This window comes from Anaerostipes sp. AF04-45, from assembly GCF_003461725.1.
GTDB classification, from domain to species: domain Bacteria; phylum Bacillota; class Clostridia; order Lachnospirales; family Lachnospiraceae; genus Anaerostipes; species Anaerostipes caccae.
Map to the genome: position 1 here is coordinate 281,355 of NZ_QTXQ01000003.1, position 12,705 is coordinate 294,059.

A 12,705-nucleotide genomic window follows, 5' to 3' on the forward strand; every position below is an offset into this window, starting at 1 on the left:
CCCCTTAATTTTTATCTCTCCTGCATCCCGTACTCCTCATTTCCACCGGCGCCGAGAAGACTTCTTTAAAATGTGCTGCAAAATGATCCATATGGATCTGGTCTTCCGCCCTGACTCCAAACTCATTCAATTCCAAGAGCCATTCACTTCTCTTATCATTTTTTGCAATGGAATCCTCCATCTCTTCTCCCGTAAAATCCTTTCCCTCTATAATTTTGGTCTTCTCCCATATAAAATGCTCCGGACAGCGGTACTCCTCATTTTTTAAGAGCTGTGCCAGCCGGTACCACGCCGGTCTTCCTTCTTTGTCCGGCGGTATGAAATGTCCGGTCTTTTCCCCGCCCCAGACAGAAAGTCCCATGCATGCGTCCTTTATCATGTCCTGGTTCATATCCGGCTGCCGGCTGTTCCACAGGGCCCTGGGAACATTTTTACAGACGGGCCGGTAATTCACTGCTGTCTCCGACATCGTTCCATCCGCGTGATATCCGTAAAGATGAACGTCCAGCGAAGCATGGAGTCCCGTAATCCCCATAGGGTATATGCCATATCCCGGGTCCTTAAGCTGTTCACCCTTTTTGTTCACCTGTGCAGACACAACCGGCAGGGCGCTCTCAATTTCCATCTGAAACTGCCTCGCATTTATGTAATGGTATTTGAGCCCTCCTTTTTCCCTTTCTCCAAGATATCCTCCCTGAGGATTCATTCTTGCAAGTTTCAGCGGTTCTTTGCTCTTTTCACTAATATCAGAGGAAGAAACTTCACCTTTTATACCTCCGCTGAAGTCCGGAAGAAATTCTGTATAAAACTGCTTCCAGTTAAGCCTTGGCGGCTGATTCGGGCTTCCTGTATTGAACTTTATAGTAAAAGAGATGATAAACCATTTTATATGTGCGGTTCCGGAAAATTCAGGTCCCCATAAGTGCAGGTCCGCACCCAGTTCGATCTTAAAAGTCTTATGAATAAACAAAAGGTCCAGGCGGTAGGACGCTCCCACACTCACTCCTATGGAAATATCGTAGTGAAACGGCTTCCACTGGATCAGAAAGTCTGCATAAGCATGACACCAGGCCGCAAGCTTTCCTATATGATAATTAAGTTCCAGTTTTCCCCCAGCCATCAGACAGTTTGGCGTCAGTGCAAAATAGGCTTCTCCGATCAGTTCCAGATGATCACTGATTTTCCAGTTCAGCCCCACCCGGTCCACCGCCGGATAATGGCCTCTCTGAAACTGAGGGTGGTATCCTCCCACAGAGAGCACAAAATCTCCTGCATACTCTCCCTTAAACCAGGAATAAAAAGCAAAGCCTCCGGTGAGTCTGGCATCTCTGCAAAACAGGTAAGAGTCATTTGACATGGCTCCCTCGATCAGCAGAATCCCGTCACCTGGCGAGAAGACCGCTCGCAGATTCAGGCATCCGTAGACAACCGGATCGCTGCATTTGGGAGGAAGGGAGATCTCAGATGTCCCCAGAAGGGAGAGTTCAAACTTCGTCCCAAATTCCACGTTAACGATCACAACCGACTCTACGATGCCAAAGGATGTAAATTTAATCCCCGCCGTCAGAAAGTTCATGCCCTCACACGGTTTTATATGGTCACTCAGAGTATTCAGAGCCTCGGAAGCTCCTGTTCCCGGCTTTAAAGTTTTACTCGTGCCTCTGGCCGCTGCCACAAAAGGAAAGTCCTTAACTCCGGACAGAGGAGGTATGTTAATTTTCCGGTTCAGTCCAAATCCTGCACATAATCCGGTAATATAAAAACAGGGAGGTCCTCCGAACGCGTAGTCCAGCATAAGATATATGAAAAAGGAAGGCTTGTCTGTCTGTTCTGTCAATCCGTAAGAGCCAAGGGCTAAAAAAGTGAACTTCTCAAACGCCACTGTAACTTCCCCGTTATAGAGCCGTCCGGGTTCAGCCACATACAAACCTCCTGAGATCATCAGCGGAGGTTTTTTCACCGTCACTGCCATGCCTCTTAACCCAAACTGAAAATCAAATTTCGGACCGGGCTTGATTCCCAGAGAAAGCTCCATGAAGTCAAGCGTCAGTACCGAGATCGTCAGCCCTGTGTCCACACACACCCGGATTGTTCCGTCCTGAAACGCTCCTCCGATTTTTTTTACAATACAAGGGCCGATTTTTTTGTTCAGCTCCATCCAGTGTACGCCGGATTTCTTTTCTTCTGCCGGAGATAAAGACTTGTGTTCTTCAATGTCCTGCTGAGGAAGCTTAACGTCCTCATCTCCGAATTTGTACCCGCTTCCCGAAAAACTGGCCTCTATAAGGCACTGTCCACGGAATCCCCCTTCTTTCTGGTATGAGGCCTGCATATAACGGACTTTGATCAGATCCTGCTCCCCCAAATATTTTCCCATCACGGGCAGGTTGTGAAGCCTGCAGTAGATTTCAGGATATAGTCTGAGACTGTAAATTCCTTCTTTTATTTTGGCAGCAAACAGAAGTCTCCTGTTTTCGGCAGTGCTGATCTCCATTAAAATTTCTTGTTTTCCTGCCTTGTATAAGACTCCTGCTCTTCTAAGCTCCATTTCCCAGTTCAAAAATTCAGGAAGATCCAGTGACAGACTTTCCGTGACACCCGACAGGCTCAGCTTGTGATGATTTTCGTTTTCCCATCCCGCACCCAGACAAAGCCCGTCCTCTCCATAGACAATCGATGAACGGAAAGGCTCTCCTGCTATATGCACCCCTGTCTGGAGTGCCGCCTTAAGTTTTGGTTCTTCTGCCACATGATCACCCCCGCCATAAATAAACAAAAAGATCCCTCAGCATAGAAGGATCTTCTTATTTTTACCGCCATGTATATGCTTGTTCAACCCCCGATGTCATCTGTTTTTCAAAAGACCCTGCGGTTTTGCTGCAATTCTTGCCTTTTACTATATCGGGGTTTTGTTACATTTTCAATCATATTCTGTCAATGACTGCTCTGGACAAGTCAATAACCAAATATTATATATAAATTTCGTTTTCTCTCTGGTTCACTGTACACAGAATCTTTTCTTTGATGTTCCTGTATTTTTTCTCAGGAATGGGAAGTTCGATTCCCTGGCTGATCGTCAACTGGTATCTCTTAATTCCGGTAATATATCTGCTGTTGACAATAAAGCTTCTGTGTGTTTTTATGAAACCTTCTCCGACTTTTTTCTCCAGATTGGATATAGATTCCCTGGACAGAATATCCCTGTTCAGACAATGGATCACACTGTCTGTATTTTTTGCTTCTATATACACAATGTCTATATTTCTTATAACATAAGTCTGATCATGTTTCCCACAGGCAATAAGACGGCGCCGATTTTGGCTGAGCAGTTTTCTAACATATTCATATGTCTTTGCTCCCATGGAGCGAGGAAAATATTTATTATTTTTATGGAATTCAATCGGATTTGATACATGAAAATGAAGCAGTTTAATTTTCTGCCCCTCTGTCTTCCATATAAGAGAAATGCGCTGAACTGCACCCAATACCTCACTGCTTCCCTGTGAAGCAGCAACTTCCATCCACCCTGCTACAATAAAAATATCATCACTGTTTGCAACTACCTGAAATTCTTTTTTAAGAATATCACATCTGGGTACATCAATATTTTTAATGTATTCACAAACCTGTTCATATCCTTTGATGCACTCTCCGTCCGCGGCTCCGATCCACGTTACATCCGGATGAAGTTTTTGGATTAAAAGATTTAAATCCTGATGATAAAAGCTTTCAATTACTTGCCTGGTTAATTCTTCTGCCTGATGATAAATTGAGATCATATTCAGTCCTCCTTTGCGTTTCTGTGAAAGTATTGCTCCCGCACACTTAAGTCAACCGCCTGTATTCTCTCTTTTCCATTATATCATATTGATCAGTTTATTAAGTTCCCGGTTTAATATTACAAATTTTGCGGCAGAAGACTACTGTGCCCGAAGTACAGTAGTTATAAAACAAAAAAATATGTACATAATAATTAAGCAAGTTAAATTTATGTCCATATTGTTTGACACTTTTTTTATCTATTAATATCATGGATTTTTTCCCATTTAATTGGAAACATTTTTAATTCTTTATATAATAGTTACCATACGAAAAAAATTTATTACACAAGGAGAAAAGCAATGTCATTATTTTCTGAAAAACTGTCTTACTATATTAAAAAAACCAGATTGACACTGCTTTTTTTATCCTCGGTCAGTGATCTTGACGTCAGTTATATATCTAAAATCAAAAAAGGAGAACGTCTTCCGAGGAATAAAGATCTCTTGGTCCCTCTGATCAATGCCCTCAGATTATCTCCTTCTGAGAAAGAAGATCTTTGGAATGCCTATAAAATTTCCTTCATTGGAGAAGAACGTTTTTTGCAGCATCAGGCTGTAAAAAAGTTTCTTTCATCTATTTCCAACGCTGAAGGAGAGTCTGTGATCTGCAGCTTTGCGCATCAAATTCCCAGCAGTTCTGTGTATTACGGAAAGACAGAAGTTGACCATATTGTAAAGGCTGCAATTGAATCTGAGTGCTCTAAAGAAAATGGATGTATCCAGATCGTTGCCCAGCCGGATTACCAGTTTCTGATGGAGCTTCTGTCCTCTGTAAGCCTTTGCTTCCCTAAAATGGAGATGACCCAGATAGTATGTCTGCAGACAGGTTCCGAGGCTGGCAAGTTAGCTTACAATGTGGAAAGTCTAGGGGCAATGTATCCTCTTCTGTCTTGTACCGATTCTTACCGTGTCAAATATTATTATGATGATATACCTGCTCATATTAACCATATGAATGTCATGCCATTTTTTATTTTGACTACTGACTGCACAATTTCGTTATCGGCTGATTATACTTTGGCAGATGTCTCCTCCAATCCGAAACGGCACAAGCTTTATACTTCAATTTTTAAAGAAATGTTTTTCCACACGGAAGATTTGATATTTCATGAGTACAAAGTAAATATAGTATCGGACAGCCCTAAAGAAATTGCTGCTTCCAAAAAATCTTCATTTGCAGAACTTTCGGCATCACCGTTTCTGTTGCCTTATTATTCAGACAGAGCACTAAAAGAAATGGTCAGAAAGGATACATCTGATTTTACATCTATTGTGGACTCCATCCTGTCGTATGCGGAGAAAATGAGATACATGGTACAAAATTCAACCAGTTTTCTTAGTTTTTTTACTGAAAAGGGGACCATAGATTTTTTTGAGAATGGATATCTGTTCGGATTTTCTGAAGAGTTGTTTTATCCGATGAAAAGAGAGGATACAATTTCTGCGCTTAAAAAATTGTGTTCAAAACAGGAACTCACCCATCACACTCCTTTGCTGCTGAAGCCTGGCTGCATGGCGCTCAGCAACAATTTTAGAATCTTTTCGGACTCAAGATCAAATACAGTACTGTTCCAAACAGAAAAAACCTTTTCTTTAGCAGAGCAGAGCCTGGCTGTTTCTATAAAGGACTTTCTAAAATACATCGTACACAGTGATGAAATATACTCTGTGGATGACACTGTCAAATTTATTCAAAAACAAATTCTCTTTCTGGAAAGACTTTAAAAAGACCGGGGCTCTGTGGCCCCGGTCTTTTTTCTGCTCATATATATTTTTTCTGAGCCCGTTTCCCGAACCACACCGACACGCCGGTCCCTATCACCCATCCGACGGGCCAGGCAGCCCATATGCCTGCGGCCCCAAAAGGAACGGACAGCACATAGGAAAGGGTCACCCTCGCGATCAAATCGACAAATGTGGAAGCCATAAATCCTTTCATTTCACTCATGCCCCGAAGCATGCCGTCGCATACAAACTTTACACTGACCAGTGCGAAGAACGGAGCATTGATCCTTAGAAAATCAACTCCCACTCCCATGCTCCTGACTGCCTCTGCAGAGTTTCCGGAAAGAAACAGCCCCATTGCCTGCCGGCTGAAGACCAGACAGAGAACAGAAAATACGGCGGCCATAGCCACAATCATTTTAATCCCGGCATTGGTGCCTTCCTTTGTTCTCTCCCATTTTCCCGCGCCCGCATTCTGGGCCGTAAAGCTTGAAACTGCATTGCCGACAGTTCCAAGCACCGAAAGGATAAAAATCTGTATTTTAAATCCTCCCGAATATCCTGCCACGACCACAGACCCAAAGCTGTTGATGCGTCCCTGTACAAAGAGCTGTCCCACCGATACAAAAGACTGCTGCATAATACTCGGAACCGCGATCCATGTCATTTTTTTCAGAAGAAGAGGACTGAATCTCCGATAATTTCCGGCCTGTATTTTGGAATTCTTTTTAAATACCGTGACCACCGCCAGAACAGAGGCAATGCCCTGGGCTATAAAGGTAGCCCAGGCAACCCCTGCGACACCCATGGAAAAGGCAGTGACAAACAGTACATCCAGAATGATGTTCAGGACCGATGAAAAGATCAAAAATATCAGCGGAGTTATAGAATCTCCCAGCGCTGTGAAAATAGCGTTCGCACCGTTATAAAGCATCAGGAAAATAATTCCCATAATATAAATCCTGAGATACAGCGCAGAATCCTCAAATATATCCCCCGGAGTGGACATGGCTCCCATCATCCACCGGCAGCCCAGCAGCCCTAAGAAAGTCAGGACAGCACTCATAATTACGATCGTGATCACCGCCGTGGAAATACAGCTTTTTACTCTCTTATATTTTTTTGCTCCGAAAAAGCCCGATATCACAACATTAATTCCCATGCCGGTCCCAACGGCTATGGCAATAAAAATAACTGTAATAGGCTGGGACGCACCTACTGCTCCCAGTGCACTGACTCCAATGAACCGGCCGGCCACAATGCTGTCCACAACACTGTACACCTGCTGAAATATCATACTGAGAATCATAGGGAGCGCAAATTTTCCGATGACTTCAAATGGTTTCCCTACCGTTAAATCCTTCATATTTTCCTCTCTTTTTGCACGCATGGCACACAATTTACTGCATTCAAAAACCCCTCTAAAAAGATAGAGGGGTTTGTCATAACTTTAACTATTTTATTTAAGCAAACTTGCCTGTGTCAATTTTAACTCCAGGTCCCATTGTAGAAGTGATTGTCACATTCTTAAAGTACTGACCTTTTGCTGCTGACGGTTTTGCTTTGATAATAGCATCTATTAACGTCTGGAAGTTGTCCGCTAACTGTTCTTCTGTAAAAGAAGCTTTTCCGACTGGCACGTGGATGATGTTGTTCTTGTCCAGTCTGTATTCGATCTTACCTGCTTTGATGTCTTCGATCGCTTTTGTAACGTCCATTGTCACAGTACCGGCTTTCGGGTTCGGCATTAAGCCTTTTGGTCCTAAGTCACGTCCTAAACGTCCCACGATACCCATCATGTCCGGTGTTGCAACTACTACGTCAAAGTCAAACCAGTTTTCTTTCTGAATCTTAGGGATCAGTTCTTCTGCTCCGACATACTCTGCTCCTGCTGCCTTTGCTTCTTCTGCTTTTGCATCTTTCGCAAATACAAGAACACGAACTTTTTTACCGGTTCCATGAGGCAGTACAACTGCTCCACGGATCTGCTGATCTGCCTGACGGCCGTCTACTCCGAGACGGAGATGTGCTTCGATCGTCTCATCAAATTTAGCATTCGCTGCTTTTTTTACTACAGATACTGCTTCCTGTACATCGTACAGTTTCGTTCTGTCAACTAATTTGGCAGCCTCTGCATATCTTTTACCTTTTTTCATTCTAAAAATACCTCCTGTGGTCATATCGGGAGCAACCCTCCCACTTTCTAAATTTAAGGAAGTTACACTCGACTAAGCGTTCAGGCTTCGTCTTCGACTCGCCTTCACTGAGTCTCGGTAACGGCTTTCACACTAAATTCAAATCGAGCTAAGGAAGTTCGATTCACTAAATTCGCAGTTCGCCTGTCGGCTCCCGCTCATTAAGTTCCTTCGAACGGAATTCGCACTAACCTCGTGCTCGTTCCACTCCCACTCGCTAAGTGCTCTATTCCTCCACTTCGATTCCCATGCTTCTTGCTGTTCCTGCAATCATGCTCATTGCAGCTTCGATTGATGCAGCGTTTAAGTCTTTCATCTTTGTCTCAGCAATCTGCTGTAAATCTGCTTTGGATACTGTTGCGACTTTCTTTCTGTTCGGCTCTCCGGATCCTGACTGGATCTTGCAGGCTTTCTTTAATAAAACTGCTGCCGGAGGAGTCTTTGTCACAAAGCTGAAACTTCTGTCCTGGTATACTGTGATTACAACAGGAATGAGCAGGTCTCCCTGATCTGCAGTCTTTGCATTAAATTCCTTTGTAAACTGTACGATATTTACACCGTGCTGACCAAGTGCAGGTCCTACCGGCGGTGCTGGTGTTGCCTTTCCTGCCGGAATCTGAAGTTTAATATATCCTTCTACTTTCTTTGCCATAATCGTTAACCTCCTGATGATTGTGGTAATTACGGGAGATATCCCTCCCACCTTGTTACGTGCAGAGGTTTTGTCATTTACTCTGCTTTTTTGATATCTAAGAAATCAATTTCTACTGATGTAGCACGTCCAAACATCTCCACCTCGATGGTCACTGTCTGTTTGTGCTCATTTACTACGGTAACTGCACTTGTCGTACCTTCCCAAGCACCGGAAGTAACAACAATGATATCACCTACTTCAACATCAATATCAATTTTTTCCTTCTTAGGCGTTTCTTCATTTGTACCGCCCACGCTGATTCCCAATGGCTTCATCTCAGCCGGTGTCAATGGGACCGGTTTGGAACCAGGGCCTACGAATCCTGTCACACCTCTGGTGTTTCTGACAACATACCATGTGTCGTCGTTCATCACCATGTGGATCAGCACGTATCCTGGGAACATCTTCTTGGAAACCTGTTTTTTTACACCATTCTTCAGTTCCGTTACATCCTGAAGCGGTACCCGGACTTCTAAAATCTGATCTTGAAGCTTGCGGTTCTCGATCGTCTTTTCGATATTTGCTTTTACTTTATTCTCATATCCGGAATAGGTATGAACTACATACCAATTTGTTTCTGTCATATGCTCTCCTTACCTTTACCCTACTAACATCTTGATTCCATATTGAAGTCCCAAATCCAGAACAGCAATAATAATACCAATGATAATAGCACACACGACCACAACGCCCGTTTCTTTGGCAATGCGTTCTTTAGAAGGCCAGATGATTCTTCCGAATTCTGATTTCAATTCTTTGAACCAGCTGGTTTTGCTTGATTTGCTGGTATTCTTCATGTTCTCACTTCCTTAAATAAACGTGCATTACTTAGTTTCTTTGTGTAATGTGTGTCTTTTACAGAACTTGCAGTATTTTTTTGTTTCCATACGTTCCGGATGTGTTTTCTTATCCTTCATCATATCGTAATTACGCTGCTTACATTCTGTACATTCTAATGTGATTTTTGTGCGCACAACTTCCACCTCCATTGTTTTTAAAATAAGGCATAAAAAAAAGACCTCTTCCAACGCTAAAGTCTAGCTTACACATTGTATCACGGAAGAGGCAGGCCGTCAAGCCTTGTTTTATCTTATGTACAGTACTTTTTTCATCTGATCCAGCGACCTTTTCACATCGATCACCTGCTGGTTGGAACTGCCTCTCCATTTGAGAGCGGTGTCCTTTAAATCCTCCTCAAAACGACCGTCTACCAGAACATCGGTATTTTTTACGGCATCCAGAGTACAGACTTCATCCCACAGAAAACCGGTATACATCCATATGGTCTTTTCCGGAAACTTTTCTCTGACCTCTTTTACCAGCTGTCCCACCGGCTCCCGGTTCTCAGGGTGCAGAGGGTCTCCTCCGCTTAACGTCAGACCACTGATATAATTTTTGCCGAGCTCCTTAAACAGTTCTTCTTTTGCTTCCCTGTCAAACTCCAGTCCGCCATGGATATCCCAGGTAACCGGATTGTGGCAGTTTCTGCACTGATGGGTACATCCTGACAGCCATAAGACAACTCTTAATCCGTCCCCATTCAGCATATCGTCCTTTGTAATGTTGTGATACCTCATACTTCCCACCTCTACGCTAATATCATCCACAGTCCCGCCGCTGCAAAGACAAGAAACGGCAGAAGACGCTCTGTCCCAAGTAAAGACACAAATGGCTGCGGTATAAAAATCTCCTTTGGATCTGAAGGGTCCAGGAGTACTTCGGTCTCCCGGCCTTCTGCATATTCTTCTTTTTCCCTGTATTTATACAGCCTGAGAACCGAACTGTACTCAACGCCTTTATATGTATAAGTAAAAACAGGATTTTTCATTTTTAAGTTCAGATAATTGATATATGGTTTCTGTCCGGTGCAAACTGCATGCACTTTCGGAGAATACCGGCGTATCTTCAAAAATTGTTTTACTACAGGCTGAATTAAAATTCCCAAACCAACAATACAAAGTACTGCACCAATATAAACCATAATATCAATCCTTTCTACATCGACTTGCGGTCGGCAATCTCCGCCATCTTTGCGTCATTGAGTCTCGTGTCTCCCTTGACTCTGGAATAAGACAGATAGCCGTTCATTCGGTCGATCTTCGTCAGATTGCTGCTTCCGCAGACCGGACACACGTCCATCTCCAGCTCCTCATGCCCGCAGTCGTCACAGTATGACAGGGATAAATTCACCCCTTCATAGTAGCCAAGGTCCATGGCACGCCTTACCAGTGTCCGTATAGCGTCTTTATTGTAGCTGATCGGATACTTCACATACTGGATCTTTCCGCCGTTGCATTTTTCCCAGAAACGTCCTTCTAAGTTCTGTTTCTCGATCGGTGTCAGGTCTTCAGAAACATGGCAGTGGAAAGAATTGCTCACATATTCCCGGTCAGAGACATTCTCGATCACACCGTACTTCTTTCTGAACTGTTTCACCTGAAGTCCGCAGAGGTTTTCTGCCGGTGTTCCATAAATCGCATACAAATGTCCGTCTTCTTTCTTAAACTTCGTTACCTGGCTGTTAATATATTCAAGGACCTCCAATGCAAATGCGCCGTCCTGGGCAATGGACTTTTTGTTGTGCAGCTGCTGAAGTTCATTGAGCGCCGTGATGCCGAAAGAAGCTGTGGCAGACGCAAGCAAAGGCTTGATCTTGTCGTGAAGGCCCAAATGCCCTCCCAGAAAACCTCCCTCACAGTATGCCAAAGGATTTGTGGATGCTTTCATCTCACCCAAATAATCGTAGGTCCTTCTGTGAAGCTCTCTGATCAGATTCAGGTAATAGTCCAGCACTTCATAGAAGTCACGGCTTTCCTGTTTTGCCTTTGCATAGATCATCGGCAGATGCAGACTTACCGCCCCGATGTTAAAGCGGCCCACAAAGACCGGCTCGTCCTGCTCGTCCAGAGGCTCTGCCCCTCCCTTTTCATACCAGGGGGATAAAAAGGCACGGCAGCCCATCGGGCTTACGATCTTTCCATATCTTTTATACATGTCAGGGACATATCCATCCCCTGTGAGGCTCAGCCAGTCAGGATACATCGTCTTGCTGGAACAGCGGATTCCAGCTTCAAACACATCCTCCAGTTCTCCGCCCGGTCCATGAAGATTTTCATCATAAAGAAATACGATCTTTGGAAACAGCACCGGTTTCTTATGTCCTTCTTTTCCCTGTCCTCTCCTCCTGACATCCAGCATCGTGATCGCTGCCATCTTTGCAAACCGGCCTGTGCCGGTTCCCGCGGTCACTGTGATAAAAGGATAGTCTCCGCGGCTGGAAGAAACACTGTTAAACTTATATTCAAGCCCCTGGAATCCCTGACAGAACTCTTTCTGGACATCTTTCAATGACTCAGCTTCCGCCCGCTCTCTGGAAAGGCCGAGGGCTTCATACTTTTCAATGCCTTTTTCATAAGACTTCTCCGCATAAGGTTCCAGAATCAGTTCAATATTTGGCACCGTAAACCCGCCGTACTGCTGGCTCGCAGCGCTCAGTACGATATCTCCTATGACGTCAAAGGCTACATCCAGCGTCTTTGGTTCATTGTACCAGAGATTCCCCATCTCAAATCCGCCTTTTAACACGGCCTCCACATCGAACAGACAGCAGTTCATCGTATCTCTTCTGGCCGACATATCATGGATATAAATATAACCGTCCCGGCAGGCCTGGATCTCTTCGGTCGTTAAAAAGAACTTCTGATACAGAGACTTGTTCAGCTCATTAAAGATCAGGCTCCGCTTTGTAGACACAAGGGCACTGTCTGTATTGCTGTTCTCTTTGTCTCCTATGTACATGATGGACTGGCTTTTCTTATACACATCATCCAGCATTTCCACAAAATCCTGTTTATAGTTCCGGTAGTCCCGGTAGCTTTTGGCCACGCCGGGATTTACCCTCTCCAGAGCCCCTTCCACTACATTGTGCATCTCCGTAATATGTACTTCTGACTTATTAAGCTCGTCCACTCTCCCATTGACAAACCGGCAGATCTCATCAAGCTCATCTTCCGTAAATTTCACAAGGGCACGGTAGGCGGATTTATTTACTGCCGTCACCACCTTCTGAATATTAAAATCTTCTTTTGTTCCATCTTTCTTTACTACCCGTATCATACTCTCTCCTCCCTGACTGTTCCCAGAGCATCGTCCTGCCTGCGGCATATCCCGCTGAAAGCAGGAGACACCGCAGGCAGGGGACTCTTCGCTATTTTCTTAATCAAATTACTATATATTGTTTAATATGATCTATTATTCTACTATATCTTGT

Annotated in this window: 12 protein-coding genes; 1 reads left to right on the top strand and 11 read right to left on the bottom strand. The window is 44.0% G+C overall.

Annotated elements, in window-relative coordinates; translation table 11 throughout:
• Positions 1–4 precede the first annotated feature (4 nt).
• Complete coding sequence (locus DWV34_RS06380; protein WP_243000829.1) at positions 5–2,749, bottom strand: DUF6603 domain-containing protein; 2,745 nt, start codon at positions 2,747–2,749, stop codon at positions 5–7.
• Between the two features lie 220 nt (positions 2,750–2,969).
• Positions 2,970–3,779, bottom strand: a complete 810-nt coding sequence (locus DWV34_RS06385; RefSeq protein WP_118475751.1) for a LytTR family transcriptional regulator — start codon at positions 3,777–3,779, stop codon at positions 2,970–2,972.
• A gap of 342 nt (positions 3,780–4,121) precedes the next feature.
• On the opposite strand from DWV34_RS06385, the gene DWV34_RS06390 reads away from it, so the two are divergent.
• Entirely contained in the window at positions 4,122–5,546 is a 1,425-nt protein-coding gene (locus DWV34_RS06390) for a helix-turn-helix domain-containing protein (protein WP_009290183.1), read from the top strand.
• Between the two features lie 37 nt (positions 5,547–5,583).
• On the opposite strand, the gene DWV34_RS06395 is transcribed toward DWV34_RS06390, so the two are convergent.
• From DWV34_RS06395 to nrdD, 9 genes are all read right to left on the bottom strand, one after another.
• Positions 5,584–6,936 (bottom strand): MATE family efflux transporter, encoded by a 1,353-nt coding sequence (locus DWV34_RS06395; protein WP_118475753.1) that lies wholly within the window; start codon positions 6,934–6,936, stop codon positions 5,584–5,586.
• 73 nt (positions 6,937–7,009) lie between these two features.
• Complete coding sequence (gene rplA, locus DWV34_RS06400) at positions 7,010–7,702, bottom strand: 50S ribosomal protein L1 (protein ID WP_009290185.1); 693 nt, start codon at positions 7,700–7,702, stop codon at positions 7,010–7,012.
• A 265-nt stretch (positions 7,703–7,967) separates the two neighbouring features.
• Entirely contained in the window at positions 7,968–8,393 is a 426-nt protein-coding gene (rplK, locus tag DWV34_RS06405) for a 50S ribosomal protein L11 (protein WP_006568184.1), read from the bottom strand.
• A 77-nt stretch (positions 8,394–8,470) separates the two neighbouring features.
• Complete coding sequence (gene nusG, locus DWV34_RS06410) at positions 8,471–9,019, bottom strand: transcription termination/antitermination protein NusG (RefSeq protein WP_006568183.1); 549 nt, start codon at positions 9,017–9,019, stop codon at positions 8,471–8,473.
• A 15-nt stretch (positions 9,020–9,034) separates the two neighbouring features.
• A complete protein-coding gene (gene secE / locus DWV34_RS06415) occupies positions 9,035–9,232 on the bottom strand; it encodes a preprotein translocase subunit SecE (RefSeq protein ID WP_006568182.1) in 198 nt (65 codons plus the stop codon).
• Positions 9,233–9,259: 27 nt separating this feature from the next.
• The gene (gene rpmG / locus DWV34_RS06420; protein ID WP_207727542.1) at positions 9,260–9,424 is read right to left on the bottom strand and encodes a 50S ribosomal protein L33; all 165 of its coding nucleotides are present in this window, start codon (positions 9,422–9,424) and stop codon (positions 9,260–9,262) included.
• Between the two features lie 96 nt (positions 9,425–9,520).
• Positions 9,521–10,012, bottom strand: a complete 492-nt coding sequence (nrdG, locus tag DWV34_RS06425; protein ID WP_006568180.1) for an anaerobic ribonucleoside-triphosphate reductase activating protein — start codon at positions 10,010–10,012, stop codon at positions 9,521–9,523.
• Between the two features lie 11 nt (positions 10,013–10,023).
• Complete coding sequence (locus tag DWV34_RS06430) at positions 10,024–10,416, bottom strand: hypothetical protein (RefSeq protein ID WP_118475755.1); 393 nt, start codon at positions 10,414–10,416, stop codon at positions 10,024–10,026.
• A gap of 14 nt (positions 10,417–10,430) precedes the next feature.
• Positions 10,431–12,551 carry an anaerobic ribonucleoside-triphosphate reductase gene (nrdD, locus tag DWV34_RS06435; protein WP_009290187.1) on the bottom strand — a complete coding sequence of 707 codons (2,121 nt, stop codon included), beginning with the start codon at positions 12,549–12,551 and terminating at the stop codon, positions 10,431–10,433.
• Between the last annotated feature and the right edge of the window lie 154 nt (positions 12,552–12,705).

Bases quoted from the DNA above. Each gene is read 5' to 3' on its own strand.
- DWV34_RS06385 (WP_118475751.1), bottom strand. From the start codon at position 3,779: ATGATCTCAATTTATCATCAGGCAGAAGAATTAACCAGGCAAGTAATT.
- DWV34_RS06390 (WP_009290183.1), top strand. From the start codon at position 4,122: ATGTCATTATTTTCTGAAAAACTGTCTTACTATATTAAAAAAACCAGA.
- DWV34_RS06395 (WP_118475753.1), bottom strand. From the start codon at position 6,936: ATGCGTGCAAAAAGAGAGGAAAATATGAAGGATTTAACGGTAGGGAAA.
- rplA (WP_009290185.1), bottom strand. From the start codon at position 7,702: ATGAAAAAAGGTAAAAGATATGCAGAGGCTGCCAAATTAGTTGACAGA.
- rplK (WP_006568184.1), bottom strand. From the start codon at position 8,393: ATGGCAAAGAAAGTAGAAGGATATATTAAACTTCAGATTCCGGCAGGA.
- nusG (WP_006568183.1), bottom strand. From the start codon at position 9,019: ATGACAGAAACAAATTGGTATGTAGTTCATACCTATTCCGGATATGAG.
- secE (WP_006568182.1), bottom strand. From the start codon at position 9,232: ATGAAGAATACCAGCAAATCAAGCAAAACCAGCTGGTTCAAAGAATTG.
- rpmG (WP_207727542.1), bottom strand. From the start codon at position 9,424: ATGGAGGTGGAAGTTGTGCGCACAAAAATCACATTAGAATGTACAGAA.
- nrdG (WP_006568180.1), bottom strand. From the start codon at position 10,012: ATGAGGTATCACAACATTACAAAGGACGATATGCTGAATGGGGACGGA.
- DWV34_RS06430 (WP_118475755.1), bottom strand. From the start codon at position 10,416: ATGGTTTATATTGGTGCAGTACTTTGTATTGTTGGTTTGGGAATTTTA.
- nrdD (WP_009290187.1), bottom strand. From the start codon at position 12,551: ATGATACGGGTAGTAAAGAAAGATGGAACAAAAGAAGATTTTAATATT.